Source organism: Streptomyces sp. 15-116A, from assembly GCF_025290915.1.
Lineage (GTDB): Bacteria > Actinomycetota > Actinomycetes > Streptomycetales > Streptomycetaceae > Streptomyces.
This window is the reverse complement of the sequence record NZ_JAOCQE010000012.1, coordinates 38,394-62,510: the sequence shown is the minus strand read 5'-3', so window position 1 is coordinate 62,510 and position 24,117 is coordinate 38,394. Positions and strand designations below refer to the sequence as shown.

General features: G+C 70.4%; 24 protein-coding genes. 12 read left to right on the top strand and 12 right to left on the bottom strand.

Going from position 1 to position 24,117, the window contains the following annotated elements:
• The first annotated feature begins 2 nt into the window (after positions 1-2).
• Together N4P33_RS04445 and N4P33_RS04440 are read left to right on the top strand one after the other, a co-directional pair.
• Positions 3-1,172, top strand: coding sequence for a PhoX family protein (locus N4P33_RS04445; protein WP_260824864.1), 1,170 nt, complete (start codon positions 3-5; stop codon positions 1,170-1,172).
• A 173-nt stretch (positions 1,173-1,345) separates the two neighbouring features.
• Positions 1,346-1,762, top strand: a complete 417-nt coding sequence (locus tag N4P33_RS04440) for an excalibur calcium-binding domain-containing protein (protein ID WP_260824862.1) — start codon at positions 1,346-1,348, stop codon at positions 1,760-1,762.
• A gap of 56 nt (positions 1,763-1,818) precedes the next feature.
• On the opposite strand, the gene N4P33_RS04435 is transcribed toward N4P33_RS04440, so the two are convergent.
• Complete coding sequence (locus tag N4P33_RS04435; protein ID WP_260824871.1) at positions 1,819-2,445, bottom strand: hypothetical protein; 627 nt, start codon at positions 2,443-2,445, stop codon at positions 1,819-1,821.
• A gap of 112 nt (positions 2,446-2,557) precedes the next feature.
• Between N4P33_RS04435 and N4P33_RS04430 the strand changes: the two genes are divergently transcribed.
• A complete protein-coding gene (locus tag N4P33_RS04430) occupies positions 2,558-2,845 on the top strand; it encodes a hypothetical protein (protein ID WP_260824861.1) in 288 nt (95 codons plus the stop codon).
• Between the two features lie 26 nt (positions 2,846-2,871).
• Here N4P33_RS04430 and N4P33_RS04425 read toward each other — a convergent pair whose 3' ends face one another.
• The gene (locus N4P33_RS04425) at positions 2,872-3,501 is read right to left on the bottom strand and encodes a dihydrofolate reductase family protein (protein ID WP_260824860.1); all 630 of its coding nucleotides are present in this window, start codon (positions 3,499-3,501) and stop codon (positions 2,872-2,874) included.
• Between the two features lie 461 nt (positions 3,502-3,962).
• Between N4P33_RS04425 and ppdK the strand changes: the two genes are divergently transcribed.
• The 3 genes from ppdK to N4P33_RS04410 all read left to right on the top strand — a co-directional run bounded on the left by ppdK (position 3,963) and on the right by N4P33_RS04410 (position 10,125).
• Complete coding sequence (gene ppdK / locus N4P33_RS04420; protein ID WP_399028510.1) at positions 3,963-6,710, top strand: pyruvate, phosphate dikinase; 2,748 nt, start codon at positions 3,963-3,965, stop codon at positions 6,708-6,710.
• Between the two features lie 469 nt (positions 6,711-7,179).
• The gene (locus N4P33_RS04415; RefSeq protein WP_260824858.1) at positions 7,180-8,178 is read left to right on the top strand and encodes an RNA polymerase subunit sigma-70; all 999 of its coding nucleotides are present in this window, start codon (positions 7,180-7,182) and stop codon (positions 8,176-8,178) included.
• Positions 8,179-8,325: 147 nt separating this feature from the next.
• Complete coding sequence (locus tag N4P33_RS04410) at positions 8,326-10,125, top strand: CDP-alcohol phosphatidyltransferase (RefSeq protein ID WP_399028507.1); 1,800 nt, start codon at positions 8,326-8,328, stop codon at positions 10,123-10,125.
• A 17-nt stretch (positions 10,126-10,142) separates the two neighbouring features.
• Here the strand turns inward: N4P33_RS04410 and dusB are convergent, their stop codons facing one another.
• Positions 10,143-11,276 (bottom strand): tRNA dihydrouridine synthase DusB, encoded by a 1,134-nt coding sequence (gene dusB, locus N4P33_RS04405; RefSeq protein WP_260824857.1) that lies wholly within the window; start codon positions 11,274-11,276, stop codon positions 10,143-10,145.
• 84 nt (positions 11,277-11,360) lie between these two features.
• Between dusB and N4P33_RS04400 the strand changes: the two genes are divergently transcribed.
• Both N4P33_RS04400 and N4P33_RS04395 read left to right on the top strand, forming a co-directional pair.
• Complete coding sequence (locus N4P33_RS04400) at positions 11,361-12,806, top strand: MFS transporter (protein WP_260824856.1); 1,446 nt, start codon at positions 11,361-11,363, stop codon at positions 12,804-12,806.
• Positions 12,807-13,140: 334 nt separating this feature from the next.
• Complete coding sequence (locus N4P33_RS04395; RefSeq protein WP_260824855.1) at positions 13,141-13,347, top strand: hypothetical protein; 207 nt, start codon at positions 13,141-13,143, stop codon at positions 13,345-13,347.
• An 18-nt stretch (positions 13,348-13,365) separates the two neighbouring features.
• Here N4P33_RS04395 and N4P33_RS04390 read toward each other — a convergent pair whose 3' ends face one another.
• The 4 genes from N4P33_RS04390 to N4P33_RS04375 form a co-directional block, all read right to left on the bottom strand.
• The gene (locus N4P33_RS04390) at positions 13,366-13,953 is read right to left on the bottom strand and encodes a TetR family transcriptional regulator (RefSeq protein ID WP_260824854.1); all 588 of its coding nucleotides are present in this window, start codon (positions 13,951-13,953) and stop codon (positions 13,366-13,368) included.
• A 25-nt stretch (positions 13,954-13,978) separates the two neighbouring features.
• Positions 13,979-14,989 (bottom strand): aldo/keto reductase, encoded by a 1,011-nt coding sequence (locus tag N4P33_RS04385; RefSeq protein WP_260824853.1) that lies wholly within the window; start codon positions 14,987-14,989, stop codon positions 13,979-13,981.
• A 49-nt stretch (positions 14,990-15,038) separates the two neighbouring features.
• Positions 15,039-16,499, bottom strand: coding sequence for a hypothetical protein (locus N4P33_RS04380; protein ID WP_260824852.1), 1,461 nt, complete (start codon positions 16,497-16,499; stop codon positions 15,039-15,041).
• A 230-nt stretch (positions 16,500-16,729) separates the two neighbouring features.
• Positions 16,730-18,112: a glycine--tRNA ligase gene (locus tag N4P33_RS04375; RefSeq protein WP_260824851.1), complete on the bottom strand. Its 1,383-nt coding sequence runs from the start codon at positions 18,110-18,112 to the stop codon at positions 16,730-16,732.
• Positions 18,113-18,285: 173 nt separating this feature from the next.
• Between N4P33_RS04375 and N4P33_RS04370 the strand changes: the two genes are divergently transcribed.
• The 4 genes from N4P33_RS04370 (at position 18,286) to N4P33_RS04355 (ending at position 21,432) form a co-directional block, all read left to right on the top strand.
• Positions 18,286-19,251, top strand: a complete 966-nt coding sequence (locus tag N4P33_RS04370) for a metal ABC transporter substrate-binding protein (RefSeq protein ID WP_260824849.1) — start codon at positions 18,286-18,288, stop codon at positions 19,249-19,251.
• A gap of 20 nt (positions 19,252-19,271) precedes the next feature.
• Positions 19,272-20,039: a metal ABC transporter ATP-binding protein gene (locus N4P33_RS04365; protein WP_260824848.1), complete on the top strand. Its 768-nt coding sequence runs from the start codon at positions 19,272-19,274 to the stop codon at positions 20,037-20,039.
• The gene (locus N4P33_RS04360; protein ID WP_260824847.1) at positions 20,039-20,941 is read left to right on the top strand and encodes a metal ABC transporter permease; all 903 of its coding nucleotides are present in this window, start codon (positions 20,039-20,041) and stop codon (positions 20,939-20,941) included. Before N4P33_RS04365 ends, N4P33_RS04360 begins: the two co-directional genes overlap by 1 nt.
• A gap of 71 nt (positions 20,942-21,012) precedes the next feature.
• A complete protein-coding gene (locus N4P33_RS04355) occupies positions 21,013-21,432 on the top strand; it encodes a Fur family transcriptional regulator (protein WP_260824846.1) in 420 nt (139 codons plus the stop codon).
• A gap of 28 nt (positions 21,433-21,460) precedes the next feature.
• On the opposite strand, the gene N4P33_RS04350 is transcribed toward N4P33_RS04355, so the two are convergent.
• Genes N4P33_RS04350 through N4P33_RS04330 form a run of 5 tightly spaced genes read right to left on the bottom strand, consistent with a single transcriptional unit; the run spans position 21,461 to position 24,075 of the window.
• Positions 21,461-22,000, bottom strand: coding sequence for a YcxB family protein (locus tag N4P33_RS04350; RefSeq protein ID WP_260824844.1), 540 nt, complete (start codon positions 21,998-22,000; stop codon positions 21,461-21,463).
• Positions 22,001-22,021: 21 nt separating this feature from the next.
• On the bottom strand, positions 22,022-22,858 hold the full coding sequence (locus N4P33_RS04345; RefSeq protein WP_260824843.1) for an isoprenyl transferase: 837 nt from the start codon (positions 22,856-22,858) through the stop codon (positions 22,022-22,024).
• Positions 22,859-22,888: 30 nt separating this feature from the next.
• Positions 22,889-23,635, bottom strand: a complete 747-nt coding sequence (recO, locus tag N4P33_RS04340) for a DNA repair protein RecO (RefSeq protein ID WP_260824842.1) — start codon at positions 23,633-23,635, stop codon at positions 22,889-22,891.
• Positions 23,636-23,656: 21 nt separating this feature from the next.
• Positions 23,657-23,872: a hypothetical protein gene (locus tag N4P33_RS04335; RefSeq protein WP_260824841.1), complete on the bottom strand. Its 216-nt coding sequence runs from the start codon at positions 23,870-23,872 to the stop codon at positions 23,657-23,659.
• The gene (locus tag N4P33_RS04330; RefSeq protein ID WP_260824840.1) at positions 23,869-24,075 is read right to left on the bottom strand and encodes a hypothetical protein; all 207 of its coding nucleotides are present in this window, start codon (positions 24,073-24,075) and stop codon (positions 23,869-23,871) included. The genes N4P33_RS04335 and N4P33_RS04330 overlap by 4 nt, the downstream gene beginning before the upstream one ends.
• Positions 24,076-24,117: the final 42 nt, after the last annotated feature.

Genomic DNA, 24,117 nt, shown 5'->3' with positions numbered 1-24,117 from the left:
TCCTGACCTTCCAGCGGGACCGGGGCACCGAGGTCGAGTCGCTGGGCGCGCTGGTCTTCCACATGGCCCGGCACCACGGCTGGGACGGGGAGGTGCTGCTGAACTACGGCTCGGTGGAGTTCCTGGGCCCGTACGGCGCGCTCGGGTCGCCGGACGCCAACGGCATCAGACTGCCCGCCGGTTTCACCAGCCGGGTGATCGCCCGTTCCGGCCAGCGGGTCACGGGGACGTCGTACACCTGGCACAACGCCCCCGACGGCGGGGCCTGTTACGCGGACGGGTCGGGCTGGATCTACGTCTCCAACTCGGAGATCAACCCCTCGGGCGGCGCGGGCGCGGTGAAGTTCTCGGCGACCGGCGCGATCACGGGCGCGTACCGGATCCTGTCGGGCACCCGGCAGAACTGCGCGGGCGGGAAGACCCCGTGGAACACCTGGCTGTCCTGCGAGGAGGTGGACCGCGGCTACGTCTACGAGACCGACCCGTGGGGCGTGAAGGCTGCCGTGCGCCGGGACGCGATGGGCCGCTTCAAGCACGAGGCGGCGGCGGCCGACCCGGTGCGCAAGGTGGTGTACCTGACCGAAGACGTGTCGGACGGCTGCTTCTACCGTTTCCGGCCGACGACCTGGGGTGATCTGTCGTCCGGCACCCTGGAGGTGCTGGTGGCCGGCAGCGGCACCAGCGGCCCGGTGAGCTGGGCGAGGGTCCCGGACCCGTCCGGCGCGACCGCCACCCGCAACCAGGTCTCGGGCGCGAAGCGCTTCAACGGCGGCGAGGGCTGCTACTACGCCGACGACACCTGCTGGTTCACGACCAAGGGCGACAACCGGGTCTGGCAGTACAACGCGGCCGCCCAGACCATCGAACTCGCCTACGACGACTCCCTGGTGACCGGCGGCACCGCTCCCCTGACGGGCGTCGACAACGTCACCGGCTCCTCCTCCGGCGACCTCTTCGTCGCCGAGGACGGCGGGAACATGGAGATCTGCGTCATCACCCCGGACGACGTCGTCGCCCCCTTCCTCCGCATCGACGGCCAGTCGGGCTCCGAGATCACCGGCCCGGCGTTCTCCCCGGACGGCAGCAGGCTGTACTTCTCCAGCCAGCGGGGGACGAGCGGCAGTTCGTCGGGCGGGATCACCTACGAGGTGAGGGGACCCTTCCGGTCGTAGCGGACGGAGCACTTCGGGGGCGAGCGCCCGAAATGCCGTAGCGGAGAGCTACCCTCCAGTCACGTCACGTTCGTGTCACGGCTCCTCCATATCTCCTCCACAGCACAGGCCCCCCAGTAGCTTCATCCACCTCGAACCGAGCACACGCACCAAGCCACTGGGGGGCTTCGTCCATGAACCCGATCCGTACGTCCGTCGCCGCGGTCCTGGCCGCGCTCGCCCTGGCCGCCGTACCGGCCACCGCCGTGGCCCACGACGGCGACCACCCGTTCAAGAACTGCCCCGAGGCCTACGAGAACGGGTACGCGAACATCCCCGCGAGCGACGAGCACTACGGCAAGCATCTGGACCGCGACGGCGACGGCGTCGGCTGCGACAAGCCGCCGGCGGGCTTCGAACCCCGCGACGACGAGGCCGACTCGACCGGCGGCGGCGACACGAACACCGGCGCCAAGAACGACTCCGGAACCGACCTCGCCGAGACGGGCGGCGACGACACCACGCCGTACATCGCGGCGGCGGGCGCGGTCGTCGTCCTCGCGGGCGGCGGCATCATGATCGCCGCCCGCAAGCGCCGCGACGCCCGCTGACACCGTCCCACGCAGGTGAGCCCGGCCTTCCCGGGCTCACCCCAGGTCACAACGGCTCACAGGGACAGCAGCAGGGAGTCCTCCTTCCCCTGCCGGCGCCGCCGGTACCCGCGCCGCCCCGCGAGCACCGCCAGGAGCGTCCAGGCCACGACGCCCCCGATCAGCCCGTCGAGCCGCCCCGCCGCGTCGACCTCGTCCGCCTCCTCCATGGGCACCACGCCCTCCGGGTCCCGCACGACCTCCAGGCGATCCCCGACGTCGGGCGCCCCCAGGTTCCCGTTGTACGTGAACCGCTCCTCCAGCTCCTCGCCGCCGTCCGTGGTCCGCAGGGTGAACCGGTGGTTGTCCCCGCCCGTCTCGGCCACACTGTCCGCGACGATCACCACGCTCTCCCGCACCCCGCGCGCCTGCAACGCCGCCTCGGGCGCGTACTGCACGGCCCCGACGCAGACGAACACCGCGGGCACGAGCGACAGCAGGGCGATCCACGCGGCGCGATGCAGCAAGATCAGCAGCATGCCGAACGCCAGGCACAGCACCGTCCCCACGACGATGGGCACCGCAACCCAGCGGAGCGCCAGGTAGGACACCCCGGCGGTGACGGCGGCGGTCCCCCACCCGAACAGCACCACCCAGAGCGTCAGCCGCACCATCCGTCCCGTGTCGACGGCGTACCCGCCCATGTCACTCAACGGCCTGATGCCGCTCCTGCGTCGTATGCCCAACGGCACGGCTGCTCCTCCTCGTTCGCACGGTGACAGCCGCGCACGGCGGCCTGCGTGAGATCATCCGACCATGAGCGGTGACCTGGACGTGAGCGCGCTGGCCATCAACGTGACCATCCCGGAGGAGCTTCGCTGGACGGACACGCGCCGGGGGGAGACCTTCACCCTGATCACCCTCACCATCCGGCTGCTGCCGGACGGCCACCTCGCCGCGAAGGCCTACGGCCGCCCCGTCGCCGGCGGCCGGGGCACCTACGTCTCGTTCCCCGTCCCCGACAAGCCCGAGCTGGCCGGCCTGATCGACGAGGCCGCCCATCGCGCCGGCGCGCTGTGGGCGGCCCATCGCGGCCTCGGCTGAACCTGCCTCCTCCGGCGGCGAGGGCTTCAGGGCGCGCCCGTCTCGTACCGCGGCCGCCCCGTGGTCCGGTACGTGTGGATCGTGAGGCCCTTCGGGGTGGACCGCAGGTCGGTCAGTTCGAGGCCCAGGTCCGGGCCGGCGGCGGGGAAGAGGCGGGTGCCCTGGCCGATGACGACGGGGTACGTCAGCAGGACGAGCTCGTCGATCAGGCGGTGGGCGAGCAGCGTGCGGATCAGGGTGCCGCTGCCCCAGACCTGCAGTTCACCGCCGGGTTCGGCCTTCAGCGCGGCGACGGCGTCCGGCAGGTCGCCGGACAGGACGGTCGTGCCCGGCCATCGCGGGTCGGTGAGCGTGGTCGAGGCGACGTACTTGGGGCGTGTGTTGAGCGCCTCCCCGACCGGGTTCCCCGGGTCCATGCCCGCGCCCCAGGAGTCGGCGAAGATCTCGTACGTCCGGCGGCCGAACAGGAAGGCGTCGGCGCGCCGGAAGGTCTCGCTGATGAACGCCGAGGCCTCGTCGTCGAGCAGCGGCGGAGCCCAGCCGAAGCGCTCGAACCCGCCGCGGGCCTCCTCGTCGGCCGCACCGGCCGCCTCGATCCGCCGGTGTCCCTGTGTCACTCCGTCGACGGAGATGTTCGTGACGGTCTTGAGTCTCATCGCCGGGGTTTCCCTTCGTGCCGGGGTCGTCAGAGATACGACCGGACGGCGGCGCCGATCTCATCGGCTCTCATCGGTGCCGCCCGCATGGTGAAATCCCGGCCGCTGTGGCAGCGTGATTCTCGCCACCCTTGATAGCGGTTGCGCTCAGATGAGCGGATCTTGGGCGGCTGCACTTCTGAAAGGGATGGCACTCAGTGCCATCGGATGATCGTTCATCGAGCGAAATCAGACGTGCCGAACATCGCTCACATGAGCGCTCAGCACGCTCATCACGGGGGCTTGCGTTCAAGAAGTGAAAACATCCAGCCGTGACCGCTTGCCAATCCTTGACTTTCGATCCACTGGCGGACGAGTGGTTACAGGCACATGACGCGCAAGTGGACGTACCCAGGGGCCTTTGATCTGGGTACATTCCTCGCCGTCAGGGCAGCCACCGCGTCCTCGAGGAGTCGAGACCCGTGTCGGAAAACAAAGATCCCCAGGTACCTCAGCCGGGCACGAGCGTTGAGGGCGTGAAGTTCGTTTACGACTTCACCGAGGGCAACAAGGACCTCAAGGACCTCCTCGGCGGCAAGGGCGCGAACCTCGCCGAGATGACCAACCTCGGTCTCCCCGTGCCTCCCGGCTTCACCATCACCACGGAGGCCTGCAAGGTCTACCTGGAGAGCGGCGAGGAGCCTGCGGCACTGCGTGACGAGGTGAGTGCGCACCTCGACGCCCTCGAGGAGAAGATGGGCAAGAAGCTCGGCCAGGCCGACAACCCCCTCCTCGTGTCGGTCCGCTCCGGGGCCAAGTTCTCCATGCCGGGCATGATGGACACCGTCCTCAACATCGGCCTGTCCGACAAGTCCGTGCAGGGTCTCGCCAAGCAGGCCGGCGACGACCGGTTCGCCTGGGACTCCTACCGCCGTCTCATCCAGATGTTCGGCAAGACCGTCCTCGGCGTCGACGGCGAGCTGTTCGAGGAGGCCCTGGAGGCCGCCAAGGCCGCCAAGAAGGTCACGGTGGACACCGAGCTGGAGGCCGCCGACCTCAAGAAGCTCGTCACCAAGTTCAAGAAGATCGTCAAGACCGAGGCCGGCCGGGACTTCCCGCAGGACCCGCGCGAGCAGATGGACCTCGCCATCAAGGCGGTCTTCGACTCCTGGAACGGCGACCGCGCCAAGCTGTACCGCCGCCAGGAGCGCATCCCGCACGACCTCGGCACCGCCGTCAACGTCTGCTCGATGGTCTTCGGCAACCTGGGCCCCGACTCCGGCACCGGTGTCGCCTTCACCCGCGACCCCGCCTCCGGCCACCAGGGCGTCTACGGCGACTACCTGCAGAACGCGCAGGGCGAGGACGTGGTCGCGGGCATCCGCAACACCGTGCCGCTCGCGGAGCTGGAGCAGATCGACAAGAAGTCGTACGACCAGCTCATGCAGATCATGGAGACCCTGGAGAACCACTACAAGGATCTCTGCGACATCGAGTTCACCATCGAGCGCGGCCAGCTGTGGATGCTGCAGACCCGCGTCGGCAAGCGCACGGCCGGTGCGGCCTTCCGCATCGCCACGCAGCTGGTGGACCAGGGCCTGATCGACGAGGCCGAGGCGCTCACCCGCGTCAACGGCGCCCAGCTCGCCCAGCTGATGTTCCCGCGCTTCGACGAGAGCGCGAAGGTCGAGCAGGTCGGGCGCGGCATCGCCGCGTCTCCGGGTGCGGCGGTCGGCAAGGCGGTCTTCGACTCGTACACCGCCGTGAAGTGGTCCCGCTCGGGCGAGAAGGTCATCCTGATCCGCCGCGAGACCAACCCCGACGACCTGGACGGCATGATCGCCGCCGAGGGCATCCTCACCTCGCGCGGCGGCAAGACCTCCCACGCGGCCGTCGTGGCGCGCGGCATGGGCAAGACCTGTGTCTGCGGCGCCGAGGAGCTGGAGGTCGACACCAAGCGCCGCCGGATGACCGTCCCCGGCGGGCACGTCGTCGAGGAAGGCGACCTGATCTCCATCGACGGCTCCAGCGGCAAGGTGTACCTGGGCGAGGTCCCGGTCGTGCCGTCGCCGGTCGTGGAGTACTTCGAGGGCCGGATGCACCCGGGCGCGGACGACGCCGACGAGCTGGTCGAGGCCGTGCACCGGATGATGGCCTTCGCCGACCGCAAGCGCCGGCTGCGGGTGCGCGCCAACGCGGACAACGCCGAGGACGCGCTGCGCGCCCGCCGCTTCGGCGCCCAGGGCATCGGCCTGTGCCGCACCGAGCACATGTTCCTCGGCGACCGGCGTGAGCTGGTCGAGCGGCTGATCCTGGCCGACACGGAGGGCGAGCGCGAGGAGTCCCTGAAGGCCCTGCTTCCGCTGCAGAAGAAGGACTTCGTCGAGCTGTTCGAGGCGATGGACGGCCTGCCGGTCACCATCCGTCTGCTCGACCCGCCTCTGCACGAGTTCCTGCCGGACATCACCGAGCTGTCGGTCCGCGTGGCGCTCGCCGAGTCCCGTCAGGAGCCGCACGAGAACGAGCTGCGCCTGCTCCAGGCGGTCCACCGGCTGCACGAGCAGAACCCGATGCTGGGTCTGCGCGGTGTCCGCCTCGGTCTGGTCATCCCCGGCCTGTTCACCATGCAGGTGCGGGCCATCGCGGAGGCCGCCGCCGAGCGCAAGAACGCCAAGGGCGACCCGCGTGCGGAGATCATGATTCCGCTCGTCGGCACCGTCCAGGAGCTGGAGATCGTCCGCGAGGAGGCCGACAAGGTCATCGCCGAGGTCGAGGCCGCCGCGGGCGTCAGCCTGAAGCTCGCCATCGGCACGATGATCGAGCTGCCGCGCGCCGCGCTGACCGCCGGCCAGATCGCGGAGGCGGCGGAGTTCTTCTCCTTCGGCACGAACGACCTCACCCAGACGGTGTGGGGCTTCAGCCGGGACGACGTGGAGGCGAGCTTCTTCACGGCGTACCTGGAGAAGGGCATCTTCGGTGTCTCCCCGTTCGAGACGATCGACAAGGACGGCGTGGGCTCCCTGGTGAAGCTGGCCGCCAAGGCCGGCCGGGAGACCCGCCCCGACCTGAAGCTCGGCGTCTGCGGCGAGCACGGCGGCGACCCGGAGTCCGTTCACTTCTTCCACGAGGTGGGCCTGGACTACGTCTCCTGCTCCCCGTTCCGCATCCCGGTCGCCCGTCTCGAGGCCGGCCGCGCGGCGGTCACGTCGGCGGGAAGCGACCACCGCTAGCCCCTGCGGGGCGTTGAACCCCGAGTCCAGGGCGTTGAACCCCGGAGTCGTCGTCTGTCACCCGACCACCCTCACCGATCGGCGACGACTCCGGACCACGAAGGAGAGGGCGGGCACCCGTGCGGGGGTGCCCGCCCTCTCGCCGTCGCACGTCTAGGCCCTGTCGTCAAATCCCCGTCGTCCGCCCGGAGGGCGGGCCTGGCGGCGGCGTGGGGGCACCTCCCGCCCGAGCCGTGCGAAGCGCGGTTCGAGGGTGGGGGAGCGTGCTCTCGGCGTGCCGGGCGTCGACCGGCGTACTGGTTTGTACGTGGTCGGCGCCCGGTGCGGCGAGAGTGCGTGCATGGCGTCGCCAGGCAGACGGGGATTTGACGACAGGGCCTAGGGCGCCGGTGGTTCCGGGTGATGAGTTTTCGCGCCCGCGGCCGTCACACCTACGACGGGACACGACGTGAGGCGGAAGGACGACGTGATGAGTACGGACACGCGGTCGCAGGCATCGGGCAGGGGCGGGCTGGGCGACATCGACGAGCAGGCGTTCGCCGGGCTGGCGGAGCGGCACCGGCGGGAGCTGCATGTGCACTGCTACCGGATGCTCGGGTCGTTCGAGGACGCCGAGGACACCGTGCAGGAGACGTTCCTGCGTGCCTGGCGGCGGCGGGAGACCTACGAGGCGCGGTCGACGTTCCGGGCGTGGCTGTACGGGATCGCCACCAACGCCTGCCTGGACCTGCTCGCCAAGCGCCGCCCGGAGCCCGCGACCGGCGGCGAGGTGCTGTGGCTGCAGCCCTACCCGGACCGCCTCCTCGACGAGTTGCCCGCGGGCGACGCGGACGAGCCGGAGGCCGTCGCCGTCGCCCGGGAGACGATCGAGCTGGCCTACCTGGCCGCCCTCCAGCACCTCGCACCGCGCCCGCGGGCCGTGCTGATCCTGCGGGACGTGCTCGGCTGGCCGGCGAAGGACGTCGCGGGCTTCCTCGGCGACTCCGTCAACTCCGTCAACAGCGCGCTGCAGCGGGCCCGCGCCGGCCTGCGGGAGCATCTGCCCGCCGAGCGGCAGGACTGGACCGACGACGGGGAGGACGCCGGCACGCGCGAGCTGGTGCGCCGCTACACCGACGCCAGCGTGGCCACGGACATCCCGGCCCTCGCCGCGATGCTGCGGGACGACGTCCGCTGCTCGATGCCGCCCACACCGGGGCTGCACATCGGCCGCGAGGCAGTCGTGAACGACTGGGTGGAGAGCGGCTTCGAGGGCATGAAGGGCCTGCGCGGCGTCCCCACCTCCGTGAACCGACAGCCCGCCGTCGCCTTCTACCTCTTCAGCGAGGAGGAGGACGCGTACCTGCCGCTGACGCTCGACGTCCTGCGCGTCGCCGGCGGGGAGATCGCCGAGATCATTACCTTCCACGACGACCGGTTCCCGAGCCTCGGACTGCCGGAGCGCCTGCCGGCGGACGGCACTGCGTAGCCGAGCGTTTGCGAGCTGTTTGCCGAGTGCACGCCCGAGGGGCTGAACGCACCGGTCAGCGCACCCGTACGGACTGACGGCGGACCCGGGCCCCCACGCCGGGTCCGCCAGTCCTCACCGAGTCACGGGTACGGAAGGACCTCCGGGGTGCCTGTCTACACACGCCTGCGCCGGAAACCGACGCCGACTCCGACGCAAGAGACCGAAGAGACGGAGGAGACCAAGGAGGCAGAGGGCACCGCGGGCTCTCAAGACACCCAAGGCACCCGGGACGCCGACTGGAAGTCTCGCTTCCGCATCCAGCTTGCCCGTCTCACCACGCACCCCTCCGCCCGCTGGACCCTCCACCTCCTCGCCGCCGCCCTCCTCCTCGGCGCGCTCCTCCTCCCGAACTCCCTCGCCGCCTTGCGCCCGAACCGGTTCACCCGGATCCCCGCCGAGGCGATCCTCGGCGCCGTGCTGGTGATCGCCCTCCCCCGCCGCCCGAGGATCGTCGTCGCCGCCCTCTACGGCGCGGGCCTCGGCGTACTGACCGTGCTCAACCTGCTCGACATGGGCTTCCGGGAGTATCTGGGCCGGGGCTTCAACCTCGTCCTCGACTGGGGGCTCCTCGACGACGCCCAGGCCTATGTCGCCGACTCGATGGGCGGTACGGCCGCGACCGCGGCGGCCGTCGGCGCGGTCGTGCTCGTCGTCCTGCTGGTGGTGCTCATGGCCCTCGCGGCCGTCCGGCTGGGCAACCTGCTGGCCCGGCACCGCTCGCGGGCCACCCGGGGCGCGCTGCTCGCGGCGACCGTGTGGATCACCTGCGCCGCCCTCGGCCTGCAGATCTCGGGCGTGCCGGTCGCCTCGGAACGGGCGGCCGGTGCCCTGAAGGTGCAGACCCGGCGCGTGGTGGACACCCTGCGCGACGAGGCCGCGTTCGCGCGCGAGGCGCGGGCCGACACCTTCGGCGCCACACCCCCCGGTCAGCTGGTGCCGGACCTGCGCGGCAAGGACGTGCTGATCACCTTCATCGAGAGCTACGGCCGCAGCGCTCTGGAGGACCCGGCCATCGCCCCCGGCGTCACCCGCGCGCTCGACGAGAGCACCGAGGCCCTGACCAAGGCCGGTTTCCGGGCCCGCAGCGGCTGGCTGACCTCGGCGACCTACGGCGGCAGCAGCTGGCTCGGCCACTCCACCGCCCTGTCCGGGCTGTGGATCGACAACCAGCAGCGCTACCGCACCGTCACCGCCGGCGACCACCTCACCCTCACCAAGGCGTTCCGGAAGACCGGCGCCTGGGACACCGTCGGCGTCATGCCCGGCGTGCAGAAGGGCTGGCCGGAGGCCGAGTGGTACGGCCTCGACAAGGTCTACGACGCCTTCGAACTGGGCTACCGGGGACCGAAGTTCAGCTGGTCGACCATGCCGGACCAGTACGCCCTGGAGGCCTTCCAGCGCCTGGAGCACGGCCGGAAACGCGACAGGCCGCTCATGGCGGAGATCATCCTCACCTCCAGCCACCAGCCCTGGGCGCCGATCCCGGAGCTCGTCGACTGGGACGCCCTCGGCGACGGCTCGCGCTTCGACGCCATCCAGCGCGCCGGCAAGAAGCCCTCCGACGTCATCGCGGACACCGCCGAGTCCCGGCAGGAGTACGGAAAGTCCATCCGCTACTCCGTCACCAGCCTCACCCAGTGGCTGGAGCGCTACGGCACCGACGACACCGTCCTGGTCTTTCTCGGCGACCACCAGCCCATCGCGCGCGTCAGCGGAGCGAACGCCAGCCGCGACGTCCCGGTCACGATCGTCGCCAAGGACCCGAAGGTGCTGGAGAAGATCGACGCCTGGAACTGGACGGAGGGGCTCCGCCCCGCGAAGAACGCGCCCGTGTGGAAGATGAGCGCCTTCCGCGACCGCTTCCTGACTGCGTACGGCTCCACCCCGCACCCGACCGAGGAATGACCGGGCCTGCCCTTGGTTCAGCCCCCGGAGGTGTCCAGCTCCGCGTCCTCCCCGACGCCCGCGCAGTCGTACGGATCCTTCAGCCACCCGTCCGGCAGGACGACCCGGTTGTTGCCGGACGTACGCCCCCGGGGCCCATCGGCACCGGCCGGCCACGGCTGGTCCAGGTCCAGCTCGTCGAGCCCGGCCCGCAGCTCCTCCAGCGAGGAGGTGACCGCGAGCCGCTTACGCATCTCGGAACCGACCGCGAAGCCCTTGAGGTACCAGGCGACATGCTTGCGGAAGTCGATCACGCCCCGGGACTCGTCGCCGATCCACTCCCCGAGCAGCGTGGCGTGCCGCACCATGACGTCGGCGACCTCCCGCAGCGTGGGCCGGGCGACGTCTTGCGTACGCCCCTCGAAGGCGGCCACCAGATCCGCGAACAGCCACGGCCGCCCCAGGCAGCCGCGCCCGACGACCACGCCGTCGCAGCCGGTCTCGCGCACCATCCGCAGCGCGTCCTCGGCCGACCAGATGTCGCCGTTGCCGAGCACCGGGATCTCCGGCACGTGCTCCTTCAGCCGGGCGATGGCGTCCCAGTCGGCGGTGCCGCCGTAGTGCTGGGCGGCGGTGCGGCCGTGCAGCGCGATCGCGGTGACGCCCTCCTCGACGGCGATGCGCCCGGCGTCGAGGTAGGTGATGTGGTCGTCGTCGATGCCCTTGCGCATCTTCATCGTGACCGGCAGGTCCCCGGCGCCGCTGACCGCCTCACGCAGGATGGCGCGCAGCAGGTTCCGCTTGTAGGGCAGGGCCGAGCCGCCGCCCTTGCGGGTGACCTTGGGCACGGGGCAGCCGAAGTTGAGGTCGATGTGGTCGGCGAGGTCCTCCTCCGCGATCATGCGGACGGCCTTGCCGACGGTGACCGGGTCGACGCCGTACAGCTGGATCGAGCGCGGCTTCTCGCTCGCGTCGAACTGGATCAGCTGCATGGTCTTGTCGTTGCGCTCGACCAGCGCCCGGGTGGTGATCATCTCGCTGACGAACAGGCCCTTGCCGCCGCTGAACTCCCGGCACAGGGTGCGGAAGGGCGCGTTGGTGATCCCGGCCATGGGGGCCAGGACGACGGGCGGCTGGACGGTGTGCGGACCGATCTGCAGGGGCGTGGACATTCCTCCATTGTGCCGTGCCCGCACCGCACCCAGGGGCAGTTCATTAGTTAGGCGCACTATCGATGTCGTCGTACAGTGGACCCCATGCCCGAGCTCAGCCCCCGCCGGCGCCTCCTCGTGCTCGCGATCTGCTGCATGAGCCTGCTGATCGTGAGCCTGGACAACACCGTCCTGAACGTCGCCCTGCCCTCCATGCAGCGCGACCTGCACGCGAGCACCTCGGGCCTGCAGTGGGCCATCGACGCGTACACCCTCGTGCTCGCGTCTCTGCTGATGCTCGCGGGCTCCACCGCCGACCGGATCGGCCGCAAGCGGGTCTTCATGGCGGGCCTGGTGGTCTTCACCCTCGGCTCCCTGCTGTGCTCCCTCGCGCCGAACCTCGAAGCGCTGGTCGCGTTCCGGATGGTGCAGGCGGTGGGCGGTTCGATGCTGAACCCGGTCGCCATGTCGATCATCACCAACACCTTCACCGACCCGCGCGAACGCGCCCGCGCGATCGGCGTGTGGGGCGCGGTCGTCGGCATCTCGATGGCCGCCGGTCCCCTGGTCGGCGGACTGCTGGTGGACTCGGTCGGCTGGCGCTCGATCTTCTGGGTCAACCTCCCGGTGGGCCTCGCCGCCCTCCTACTCACCCTGCGCTTCGTCCCCGAGTCCCGCGCGGGCACCGCCCGCCGCCCCGACCCGGTCGGCCAGCTCCTGGTCATCGTCCTGTTCGGCTCGCTGACGTACGCGATCATCGAGGCCCCGCACGCGAGCCTCCCCGCGATCGCCCCCTTCGCGGTCCTGGCCCTCGCCGCCCTGACCGCGCTCCTCCGCTACGAGCCGCGCCGCCGCGAACCCCTCATCGACCTGCGCTTCTTCCGCTCGGCCCCCTTCAGCGGAGCCACGATGATCGCGGTGAGCGCCTTCGCCGCGCTGGGCGGCTTCCTCTTCCTGTCCACCCTGTATCTGCAGAACGTCCGCGGCCTGTCCGCCCTGGACGCCGGTCTGTGGATGCTGCCGATGGCCGTCCCGACGTTCCTGTGCGCGCCGCTCGCCGGGCGCCTCGTCGGCAGCCGGGGCCCGCGGCTGCCGCTGCTGATCGCGGGCGGCGCGATGACGGCGAGCGGACTCCTCTTCGCCCTCTTCGAGGCCGAGACGTCCGACGTCACCCTCTTCCTCGGCTACGTCCTCTTCGGCGTCGGCTTCGGCTTCGTCAACGCCCCCATCACCAACACCGCCGTCTCCGGCATGCCCCGCGCCCAGGCGGGCGTGGCCTCCGCGGTCGCCTCCACCAGCCGCCAGCTGGGCCAGACCCTCGGCGTCGCGGTGATCGGCGCGGTACTGGCGGCCGGCGTGGGCTCGTCGTCGTACGCGGAGTCGTTCGTGGCCGCCGCCCGCCCCGCCTGGTGGATCCTGGCCGCCTGCGGCCTGGCGGTCCTGGTCCTCGGCGCCCTGACCTCGGGCCCCTGGGCCCGCCGCACCGCCGAACGCACCGCCGAACGCCTGGAGTCGAGGGAGATCCGCGAGGCAGCGAGCCTCGGCTCCTAGTGCCGCGGCAGGCAACGTTCGCCCCGTCGCGACGCCCGGCACGCCCTCTCGCCGCACCGGCCGAAAGCCCAAGTACATCCAGTACGAGGGCTTCCGGCCGGCACTCCCCCAGCCTCCGGCCGGGGGGACCCCCAGAGCACGCACCGGACGCCGCTCCTTCACGGGCGAACGTTGCCTGCCGCGGCACTAGGTCATGCGTCCCCGGGACCTGTTGTACGAACGCTGAATTCCCGGCCGTGCGCCCCCTGTTGATGTTGCTCTTGCTGCACACTCCTTGTCGTCCCGGAACCGGGGCAGTAGGAGGGCGACACCGCACACGGATGCCGGAGGCGTCATGCCGCAGATCGACACGAGCAAGGTCAGCCGCTGGGACCAGCACGGCCGCGAACACGTGGTCCGCGTCCAGCGCACCGGCGTGCAGCGCACGATCAGATGCGATACGTGCGGCTGGCGCAGAGGGGCGCAGTTCCTGCCCTGGCTGAAGGCCGAGGAGCACCTGGCTCAGGCCCACCAGGCGACCGTGGACCCGACCGCCGCGTGACCGGCCGCACCTGCGCCCTCAGGCGCGCAGCCCTCGCACCACCAGGTCCACGACCGCCGCGAAGTCGGCGTCGACGCCGGACTTCTTCCACTCGGCGGCGTAGCTGGGATCGTGGAAGCGGCCCGTGGTGTGGAAGACGGCCCGGGCGGTGGCCGCGGGGTCGGCGCTGCTGAAGACGCCCGCTTCGACACCGGCCGTGACGATGCGGGCCAACTGGCCCGTCAGATCGTCGACATGCTCGGCGACCGCCTCGCCCTGCTCCCCGGCGAGGACGAGATAGGTGGCGAACAGCTCCGGGTCGTCCTCCGCCTTGCGGCGCTTGGCGGCGAACAGTTCGGCGAGCCAGTCGCGCAGCCTGGACTCCGCGTCCCGCGTGCCGTCGGCCGCGATCCCGGCCAGCGCCTCGGACGTGCGGTCCAGCCAGCGCTTGGTCACCGCCTCGCGCAGCGCCGCCTTGGTGCGGAAGTGCCGGTAGACACTGCCGTGGCTCACGCCGAGCGCGCGGGCCACGTCCACCACGGTCGCCTTCGCGGGGCCGTGGCGGCGCAGCACCTCCTCGGTCGCTTCGAGGATGCGCTCGGCGGTCAGGGTCTCGGTCGGTGCCATGACTCGACCGTACCCGGAGGGGGGATCACTCCTTGGTGCCGAGGTGTGCCATCTGCGGTGCCGGGTAGCGGTCACCGGCCGCGGCGCCCGCCGGCACGGCCTGCTCGATCGCCGCGAGGTCATCCTGCTCCAGCGTGACGTCCAGCGCGCCCAGCGACTCCGCCAGCCGCTCGCGGGTACGGGCACCGACCAGCGGCACGATGTCCTCGCCGCGCGCCAGCACCCAGGCGATGGCGATCTGGGCGACGGAGACGCCCTTGGCCTCGGCGACCTTGCGCAGGGCCTCGACGAGGGTGAGGTTGTGCCGGAGGTTGTCGCCCTGGAAGCGGGGCGAGTGGGCACGGAAGTCGTTCGGGGCGAGCTGCCGGTCGCCGGTGAAGTGGCCGGAGATCAGGCCGCGGGAGAGCACTCCGTAGGCGGTGATGCCGATGCCCAGTTCACGGGTGGTCGGCAGGATCTCGTCCTCGATGGCGCGGGAGATCAGCGAGTACTCGATCTGGAGATCGGCGATGGGCGCCGTGGCGGCGGCCCGGCGAATCGTCTCGGCACCGACCTCACTCAGACCGATGTGCCGGACGTACCCCTTCTCGACGAGTTCGGCGATGGCGCCGACGGTCTCCTCGATCGGCACGTCCGGGTCGGCGCGGGCGATGCGGTAGACGTCGATGTGGTCGACGCCGAGGCGCTGGAGCGAGTAGGCGGCGAAGTTCTTCACGGCGGCGGGCCGTCCGTCGTAGCCGCTCCAGCCGCCGTCCGGATCACGCAGCGCACCGAACTTCACGCTCAGCAAGGCCTGTTCGCGCCGGTCGGCGGGAGCGCTGCGCAGCGCCTCGCCGATCAGCATCTCGTTGTGGCCCATGGCGTAGAAGTCACCGGTGTCGAGCAGGGTCACCCCCGCTTCGAGGGCGGCGTGGATGGTGGCGATCGATTCGGCCCGGTCGGCGTCTCCGTAGAGCGCGGACATGCCCATGCAGCCGAGGCCGAGCGCGGAGACGCGGGGGCCGGTGCTTCCGAGGGTGCGGGTATGCATCGTCATGCCTCCAGCTTGGCATGACAGCTAACAGATTTCAATATCTGTCATTCGTTCAGCGGCGTTCGTACACGGTCAGCCTTCGGCCCCGCACCTGGTCGTCCGATACGACCCTGAAGTGCGCCTTCAGCACCGCGGCCTTCATCCGGTCCCGTTCCGCCGTGACCGGCCTGGCCACCGCGGGTGCGTCGGCCATCAGCAGGATCCGCTTCTGCCGCAGCATGGCGGCGCGTATGTGCTCCGGACTCGCCTCAACGCCCTTGAGCGTCCCGGACTTCGCCGGGCTCTCCAGCAGAGCGATGTCCCGCAGCCCGGCGAACGCGTCCGGGGAGACCGACTTGGCGTCGCGGCGGGCCGACGGAAGAAAGAGCACCGCATCCCCGGTCTCCTTGGTCCGCCGCACGTCCGACGCTATGGCCATGACGTCGTCCACCCTGCTGACCGGAGATCGCTTCGCCAGCGACTGTGGCAGCAGCGCCGCCATCGCCACGGCGACTCCCACGGGGAGGACCCACTTCGACGCGCCGACGTTCCGGCGCCCGACCGCCCGCACTGCCGCCCCGACGGCAACGCCGATCAGGAGCGCCAGGCCCAGCAGGCTGTAGAGGACGTACCGGTCCAGGAACAACGGCTGGAGCAGGGAGGCGGTGACGAGGCCGAGCTGCGGCACGGCCAGCAGGGGCAGCCCGACAGCCGCCACGGACAGGCGGCGCGGCCGCGGCCGGTCCAGCAGCGCGCCGACGCCGCCGATCACCAGGAGCACCGCGGGACCGATCAGCATGTGCCAGGTCAGCGGCGGAATCCAGGACACCTGGGCCGCCTGGCTCCGGCTGAACACGATGAGCGGCAGCACACAGACAACGGCAACGCCGGAGGCCACCGTCCAGCGCACCCAGACCTCACGCCGGGCCCGGCACCAGAGCAGCGTGGCCAGATGGGCCGCGAGGATCATCAGCGAGAGCCAGTTCAGCAGGCCCATCACCACGACGGTGCCACCGTACGCGACCCAGCGCAGCCCATGAACGCGCCGCTGGAGCACGGTGACGAGGAGCAGGGTGGAGATACCGGCCCCGGCGGCCACCAGGGCGTACGGCCGTCCTTCCTGCAGATAGAACTGCACCGCGGGCAGCATCCCGAACGCCAGCCCTGCCGCGGAACCCGCCCACACGCCCGCCAGCCGCTGCCCGATGACGGCCACGCAGCCCGCCGCCACTGCGGTGGCGAGGACGGACGGCAGCCGCAGTGTGGTGGTGCCGGCGCCGAAGCACTCGAACAGCACGTGCATCAGCAGGTAGTAACAGCCGTGCACGACATCGACGTTCTCCAGCATGCGGCAGATCTCGGCGGAAGAACGCCGGGCCACCTGCCAGGTCGCGGCCTCGTCCCGCCACACACTCCCCTGCCGCGAGATCCCCCACAGCCCGAGACCGACGGTCCACACCACGGGAAGCACCCACACAGGCACACCACGACGCCGGTCAGCGGCTTCGGCAGCAACGGACGTCGCCACAGCCATGGCGGAGCGCGGTGGCGCATCCAACGAGCGATCGATCGACGTCAAAGAAGGTCCAGAAGGGCAGTCGCGGGCATGGGAAGCCGATGCACGGCCCGTCCAGACCATGATCCACACGCACGCTAACGCGCCGACGCACCTTCATTACTCGCGAGTAGCGATTTCAGGCCACGAAAAAACGCCGGGCAAGCTGATCATTCAGCTCGCCCGGCGTTCTCGGGATGCGTGCTCGGCTAGCAGCCGATCAGGCGGCTTGCCAGGTAGCCCTCGATCTGGTCCAGCGACACGCGCTCCTGCTTCATCGAGTCGCGCTCGCGCACGGTCACCGCGTTGTCGTCCAGGGTGTCGAAGTCGACAGTGACGCAGAACGGCGTACCGATCTCGTCCTGGCGGCGGTAGCGGCGGCCGATGGCGCCCGCGTCGTCGAACTCGACGTTCCAGTGCTGGCGCAGGGCCTGCGCGAGACCCTTGGCCTTCGGGGACAGCTCCGGGTTGCGGGAGAGCGGGAGCACCGCGACCTTCACCGGGGCGAGCCGGTGGTCCAGGCGCAGCACCGTGCGCTTCTCCATCTTGCCCTTGGCGTTGGGCGCCTCGTCCTCGACGTACGCGTCGAGCAGGAAGGCGAGCATGGCCCGGCCCACACCGGCCGCCGGCTCGATGACGTACGGCGTCCAGTGCTCGCCGGCCTCCTGGTCGAAGTACGACAGGTCCTGGCCGGAGGCCTTGGAGTGGGCGCCGAGGTCGTAGTCGGTGCGGTTGGCGACACCCTCCAGCTCGCCCCACTCGTTGCCGCCGAACTGGAAGCGGTACTCGATGTCGGCGGTGCGCTTGGAGTAGTGGGAGAGCTTCTCCTTCGGGTGCTCGTACCAGCGCATGTTCTCCTCACGGAGACCCAGGCCGGTGTACCAGTTCCAGCGCTGCTCCATCCAGTACTCGTGCCACTTCTCGTCCTCGCCCGGCTTGACGAAGAACTCCATCTCCATCTGCTCGAACTCACGCGTCCGGAAGATGAAGTTGCCCGGCGTGATCTCGTTGCGGAAGGACTTGCCCATCTGCGCGATGCCGAACGGCGGCTTCTTGCGCGAAGCGGTCTGCACCAGGGCGAAGTTGGTGAAGATGCCCTGCGCGGTCTCGGGGCGCAGGTAGGCGATGGAGCCGGAGTCCTGGGTCGGACCGAGGTGCGTCGACAGCAGGCCGGAGAACTGCTTGGGCTCGGTGAACTGGCCCTTCGTACCGCAGTTCGGGCAGTTGATGTCGGCGAGGCCGTTCTCCGGGGCCCGGCCCTTCTTCTCCTCGTACGCCTCTTCCAGGTGGTCCGCGCGGAACCGCTTGTGGCAAGAGGTGCACTCGGTGAGCGGGTCCGTGAAGGTGGCGACGTGGCCCGAGGCCACCCACACCTCGGGGGCCAGGATCACGGACGAGTCGATACCGACGACGTCCTCGCGCGACGTCACCATGTAGCGCCACCACTGGCGCTTGAGGTTCTCCTTGAGCTCGACACCCAGGGGCCCGTAGTCCCAGGCGGCCCGCTGGCCGCCGTAGATCTCACTGCAGGGGAATACGAAGCCACGGCGCTTGCTCAGGCTGACGATGGTGTCGATCTTGTCGGCGGCCACGGTGCTCTCTTCATTACGACGACGGGCGACGAAGCGAGATGCTTCCAGCGAATGCTTCAGGTTACCGGCGCGGCCTGCCCCTCGACCAAATCGGGACCCCCTTGAGCGCCTCCCGCACGGGCCCCCACCTGCTTTGTTGACAACGGTTTCCATCTCATTTGAAAATGAGTGTCATGAACGTACGACGACGCCTCATACCCGCGGCCACGCTCACCGCGGTCACCGCTCTCGGCTTCGGCACCCTGACCGGCTGCGCCGGCGACAGCGCCGCCGCGGGCAACACCGAGAAGTTCGACGTCGTCGCCTCCTTCTATCCGATGGCGTTCCTCGCCGAGCAGATCGGCGGCGACCATGTGAACGTCACCAGCCTCACCCAGCCCGGCCAGGAGCCGCACGACCTGGAGATCAGCGCGAAGCAGACCGCGCAGCTCGAGGAGACCGACGCGGCGCTCTACCTCAAGGGCCTGCAGCCCTCCGTCGACGAGGCCATCGGCCAGTCCGGAGTGAAGACGAAGATCGACGCCGCCACGCTCACCTCCCTCGAAGAACACGGCACGGAGACCGGCGACCACGCCGGCGAGCACGAAGGCCACGACCACGCCCATGAGGGCGAGAGCGGCAAGGACCCCCACATCTGGCTCGACCCGGTGAAGTACGCCGAGGTCGCCGAGGGCGTCGGCGCGGCCTTCGAGAAGGCCGACCCGGACCACGCCGCCGACTACCAGAAGAACACCGAGGCGCTGGTCAAGAAGCTGACCGGCCTCGACGCAGAATTCCGCACCGGCCTGGAGAACCGCGACACCGACGTCTTCATCACCACCCACTCCGCCTTCGGCTACCTCGCCGAGCGCTACGGCCTGATCGAGGAGTCCATCACCGGCCTCGACCCCGAGTCCGAGCCCAGCGGGGCCCGGGTGAAGGAGCTGTCGCAGATGGCGAAGGAGGACGGCGTGAACACCGTCTTCTACGAGACCCTCGTCAGCGACAAGACCGCCAAGACCCTCGCGAACGACGCCGGCCTCAAGACCGACGTCCTCGACCCGGTCGAGGGCATCACCGACACGTCCCGCGGCGACGACTACTTCCAGGTGATGGAAGCCAACCTCAAGGCCCTGCGGTCGGCCCTGGGAGCCAAGTGAACGACCCGAAGGAGGACGGCATGACCGAGCCCGTCATCACCCTGCGCGGCGTCCGCGCCGAGCTGGGCTCGCGGCCCGTCCTGCGCGGCATCGACCTCACCGTGCACCGCGGTGAGGTCGTCGCCCTGCTCGGCGCCAACGGCTCCGGCAAGTCGACGGCCGTACGCGGCATCATCGGCCAGGTGCCGGTCAGCGCCGGCGAGATCGAGCTGTTCGGCACCCCGCGCCGCCGCTTCCGCGACTGGGCGCGCGTCGGCTACGTGCCGCAGCGCACGACCGCCGCGGGCGGCGTCCCGGCCACGGTGACCGAGGTCGTCTCCTCGGGCCGCCTGGCCCGCACCCGCTTCGGCGTCTTCCGCAAGGCCGACCGCGAGGCGGTACGGCACGCCCTGGAGCTGGTCGGCATGGCGGACCGGGCGAAGGACCCGGTCGACGCGCTCTCCGGCGGCCAGCACCAGCGGGTGCTGATCGCCCGCGCGCTCGCCGCCGCACCCGAACTGCTGATCATGGACGAGCCGATGGCGGGCGTGGACCTCGCCAGCCAGGAAGTGCTCGCGAAGACCCTGCGGCGCCAGGTCGCCGAGGGCGCCACCGTGCTGCTCGTCCTGCACGAACTGGGCCCGCTGGAGCCGCTGATCGACCGCGCGGTCGTCCTGCGCGACGGCTGCGTCGTCCACGACGGCCCGCCGCCGAAGGCCGTCGGCCAGCACGCTCTGCCGGGCCACGACCACGTCCACCCGCACGCACCCGCGGGCGCCGAACCGATCCGTACGGGACTGCTGAGCTGATGGAAATCCTGAACTACGCCTTCATGCAGCGGGCCCTGCTGGCGGCCGTCCTCGTCGGCATCACCGCCCCCGCGGTCGGCATCTACCTCGTCCAGCGCCGCCAGGCCCTCATGGGCGACGGCATCGGCCATGTGGCGATGACCGGCGTGGGCCTCGGCTTCCTGCTGTCCTGGTCGCCGGTCTGGGTGGCCACGCTGATCTCGGTGCTCGGCGCGGTCCTGATGGAGCTGATCCGCTGGTACGGCCGCACCCGCGGCGACATCGCCCTCGCCATGCTCTTCTACGGCGGTATGGCGGGCGGCGTCATGCTCATCAACCTCGCGCCCGGCGGCTCCAACGCGAACCTCACGTCGTACCTCTTCGGCTCGCTCTCGACGGTCTCCGAGTCCGACGTCACGGCGATCTGCGTCCTGGCCGCCTTCGTGGTCCTCGTCACACTCGGGCTGCGCCGCCAGCTGTTCGCGGTCAGCCAGGACGAGGAGTTCGCTCGGGTCACCGGCCTGCCGGTGCGGCTGCTGAACCTGCTCACGGCCGTCACGGCGGCGGTGACGGTGACCGTCGCGATGCGCGTGGTGGGCCTGCTCCTGGTGAGCGCGCTGATGGTCGTACCCGTCGCGGCGGCCCAGCAGCTCAGCCGCAGCTTCGCGGCCACGTTCGCGATCTCCGTCGCGATCGGCGTGAGCGTGACCCTCGGCGGCACGGTCACCTCGTACTACCAGGACGTTCCGCCCGGCGCGACGATCGTGCTGCTGACCATCGCCGCGTTCATCGCCCTCACGGCGCTGGCCACCCCGCTGGCCCGCCGCCGTGCCCGCGCGCTGGCCGCGGCGCACCCCACGGGAGACCCCGCGGAGTGCACGATTCCGGCCACCCGGAAGTCCGGGGACGAGGTCGGCGTCTGAGCGACGTCCGACCGCGCTCTGTCCGGGCTGGCACAATGGCCCGGGCAGTAGCAGAGGCGAGGAGGCAACCGGTGACGACCGCAGGACCGCCCGTGAAGGGCCGCGCCACCCGGCAGCGTGCCGCAGTGGCGGCTGCGCTCCAGGAGGTCGACGAGTTCCGCAGCGCGCAGGAACTCCACGACATGCTCAAGCACAAGGGCGACTCGGTCGGTCTCACCACGGTCTACCGCACCCTGCAGTCCCTCGCCGACGCCGGCGAGGTCGACGTCCTGCGCACCGCCGACGGCGAGTCCGTCTACCGCCGCTGCTCCACCGGCGACCACCACCACCACCTGGTCTGCCGCGGCTGCGGCAAGGCGGTGGAGGTGGAAGGCCCCGCGGTGGAGAAGTGGGCGGAGGCCATCGCCGCGGAACACGGCTACGTCAACGTGGCCCACACGGTGGAAATCTTCGGCACGTGCGCGGAGTGCGCGCGGGCGGCGAAGGGCTGAGCCCGGCTCTCAGGACTGAGCCCGGCTCTCAGACGCGGGTCAGATGGCGGTCCAGGACCGCCCGCAGCCGGTCGGCGCCGTCCGGGCCCTGAATCCCCCGCTTGGGGAGCACGGTCACGCCGACGGCCTTGTTGTCGCCGCTGAGCAGGACGAACACATCACGGGTCTCCGCGAAGCGCGGCATCGCCAGCCAGTTCATCGTCGTCGTGCTGGTGTCGGTGACCACGCTCAGCCCGGCGTCCGACACCGCCACGCGGAACGTGCCTTGCCGTGCGGCGAGACGCTGGAACTGGCGGGCCTGGAGCCAGGGCGTGAGCGGTGCCAGGACGGCCAGGAAAAGCATCCAGACGAAGAACAAGGGCTCCCAGTCACCGCCCGCAAGGGCGAGGGCCGCGTACAGAGCGGCCAGCACCGCGGCGATGCCGGGCATCCACCGCTGGAAACGTCCCGCCCGGCTGGCCCGTAGCCGCGCCCACAGCGCCTGGGTGAGGTCCCCCACCGTCGGCTGGTATGTCAGTTCGACCACGCTCTCGTCCTGCGCGGCATCCCGCCCCATGTCCATGACCATGAGGCGGGATCGTACCGTCCGTCAGGACTGCTGCCTGCCCTCCATGGCCAGCAGTTCCTCGTTCGGGATGGCCCCACCGAACCGCCGGTCCCGCGAGGCGAATTCCAGGCACGCCCGCCACAGATCACGCCGGTCGAAGTCCGGCCACAGCACATCCTGGAAGACCATCTCGGCGTAAGCGCTCTGCCACAGCAGATAGTTGGAGGTCCGCTGCTCGCCACTGGGCCGCAGGAACAGATCCACATCCGGCATGTCCGGGTAGTACAGATACTTCGCGAACGTCTTCTCCGTCACCTTGGACGGATCGAGACGCCCCGCCCGCACATCCTCCGCAAGCGCCTGCGCCGCGTCCGCGATCTCCGCGCGCCCGCCGTAGTTCATGCAGAAGTACAGCGTCAGCCGGTCGTTGTCCTTGGTCTGCTCCTGAGCGACCTGCAACTCCTTGGCGACGGACTTCCACAGCTTGGGCATCCGCCCGACCCACCGCACCCGGATCCCCAGCTCGTCCAGTTGATCCCGGGTCTTGCGGATGAAGTCACGGTTGAAGTTCATCAGGAAGCGCACCTCGTCCGGCGACCGCTTCCAGTTCTCGGTGGAGAAGGCGTACAGCGAGATCGCCCCCACGCCCATCTCGATGGCGCCCTGGAGCACGTCCAGCACCCGCTCGGCCCCGACCTTGTGCCCCTCGGTCCGCGGCAGCCCGCGCTCCTTGGCCCAGCGCCCGTTGCCGTCCATGACGATCGCCACATGGTTCGGGACCAGCTCCCCGGGGAGCTTCGGCGGCCGCGCGCCGGAGGGGTGCGGTTCCGGCGTCCTGTACTCCCGGCGCTGACGCCCCAGGAACCCGCGTACGGCCATGTGTCTCTCGTCTCCTTAAACGACTTGCGCTTACTTCTCGACGTACCGGAGCGAGCGCAGCCCCCGCTCCAGATGCCAGTGCAGGTACGCGGACACCAGCCCGCTCCCCTCCCGCACATACCGCGGCTCGCACGCGTCCGCGGTCTCCCAGTCTCCCGTGAGCAGCGCACCGAGGAGTTCCAGGGTCTGCGGCGAGGGTACGACGCTGCCGGGCACTCGGCAGTCCCCGCAGACGGAACCACCGGAGGCGACCGAGAAGAACCGGTTCGGACCGGGCATCCCGCACTTCGCGCAGTCACCGAAGCTGGGGGCGTACCCGTTGACGGCGAGGGACCGCAGCAGGAACGCGTCGAGGACGAGGGAGGGCGCGTGCTCGCCCCGGGCGAGGGTCCGCAGCGCACCCACGAGCAGCAGATACTGCTGCACCGCCGGCTCACCCTCGTGATCGGTGAACCGCTCGGCGGTCTCCAGCATGGCCGTCCCGGCGGTGTACCGGGCGTAGTCGCTGACGATCCCGGCACCGTACGGCGCGATCGTCTCGCTCTGCGTGCACAGCGGCAGTCCGCGCCCGACCAGCTCGCTCCCCTTGGCGAAGAACTGCACGTCGACGTGCGAGAACGGTTCGAGGCGCGCACCGAACTTCGACTTCGTCCGGCGCACGCCTCTCGCCACGGCGCGTACGCGTCCGTGACCGCGTGTGAGCAAGGTGATGATCCGGTCCGCCTCACCCAGCTTCTGGGTGCGCAGCACGATGCCGTCGTCGCGGAACAGACTCATGGCACCCATTGTCGCCCACGCTCAGGGCACCTCACCGCGACTCCGGGCATTGGCGTACGCCGTCGCCGCGCGCAGCCGCTCGGCGGGGGTCGCCTGCCGTACGGCGCCGGGGTCGGCGTCCCACTCCTTGCCGCCGCCGTACGGTCTGAGCTGGACGTAGGGTCCCTGATGCCCCATGACGACCCCGACCCGTTCGCTCCGGGTGTCCACGACGAGGGATCCGACAGGCGGCCTCACGCCACCACCCCCGCGAGTCGCCGTGCCGTCTCCACGGAACACCGCCCCAATTCCACGAGCGGACAGGGCGCCTCTCGCGCAAGACTCACCGGGTCCAACCCGAGTGACGGCAGAGTAATTCCGGCCTTCGCGAGTGCCGCCCGCAATTCCTTCACCACTTCCTCCGCTTCTTCGACGCAGAACGCCGAGTGTCGTGCCGTCACGCTGATCCCCTCCCTTTTCGACTTTCACTCATCACACCCCAA

Coding starts and splice junctions, on each gene's coding strand:
- N4P33_RS04440 (WP_260824862.1), top strand. CDS start 1,346: ATGAACCCGATCCGTACGTCCGTCGCCGCGGTCCTGGCCGCGCTCGCC.
- N4P33_RS04435 (WP_260824871.1), bottom strand. CDS start 2,445: ATGGGCGGGTACGCCGTCGACACGGGACGGATGGTGCGGCTGACGCTC.
- N4P33_RS04430 (WP_260824861.1), top strand. CDS start 2,558: ATGAGCGGTGACCTGGACGTGAGCGCGCTGGCCATCAACGTGACCATC.
- N4P33_RS04425 (WP_260824860.1), bottom strand. CDS start 3,501: ATGAGACTCAAGACCGTCACGAACATCTCCGTCGACGGAGTGACACAG.
- N4P33_RS04415 (WP_260824858.1), top strand. CDS start 7,180: ATGAGTACGGACACGCGGTCGCAGGCATCGGGCAGGGGCGGGCTGGGC.
- dusB (WP_260824857.1), bottom strand. CDS start 11,276: ATGTCCACGCCCCTGCAGATCGGTCCGCACACCGTCCAGCCGCCCGTC.
- N4P33_RS04400 (WP_260824856.1), top strand. CDS start 11,361: ATGCCCGAGCTCAGCCCCCGCCGGCGCCTCCTCGTGCTCGCGATCTGC.
- N4P33_RS04395 (WP_260824855.1), top strand. CDS start 13,141: ATGCCGCAGATCGACACGAGCAAGGTCAGCCGCTGGGACCAGCACGGC.
- N4P33_RS04390 (WP_260824854.1), bottom strand. CDS start 13,953: ATGGCACCGACCGAGACCCTGACCGCCGAGCGCATCCTCGAAGCGACC.
- N4P33_RS04385 (WP_260824853.1), bottom strand. CDS start 14,989: ATGACGATGCATACCCGCACCCTCGGAAGCACCGGCCCCCGCGTCTCC.
- N4P33_RS04380 (WP_260824852.1), bottom strand. CDS start 16,499: ATGGCTGTGGCGACGTCCGTTGCTGCCGAAGCCGCTGACCGGCGTCGT.
- N4P33_RS04370 (WP_260824849.1), top strand. CDS start 18,286: ATGAACGTACGACGACGCCTCATACCCGCGGCCACGCTCACCGCGGTC.
- N4P33_RS04365 (WP_260824848.1), top strand. CDS start 19,272: ATGACCGAGCCCGTCATCACCCTGCGCGGCGTCCGCGCCGAGCTGGGC.
- N4P33_RS04360 (WP_260824847.1), top strand. CDS start 20,039: ATGGAAATCCTGAACTACGCCTTCATGCAGCGGGCCCTGCTGGCGGCC.
- N4P33_RS04350 (WP_260824844.1), bottom strand. CDS start 22,000: ATGGTCATGGACATGGGGCGGGATGCCGCGCAGGACGAGAGCGTGGTC.
- N4P33_RS04345 (WP_260824843.1), bottom strand. CDS start 22,858: ATGGCCGTACGCGGGTTCCTGGGGCGTCAGCGCCGGGAGTACAGGACG.
- recO (WP_260824842.1), bottom strand. CDS start 23,635: ATGAGTCTGTTCCGCGACGACGGCATCGTGCTGCGCACCCAGAAGCTG.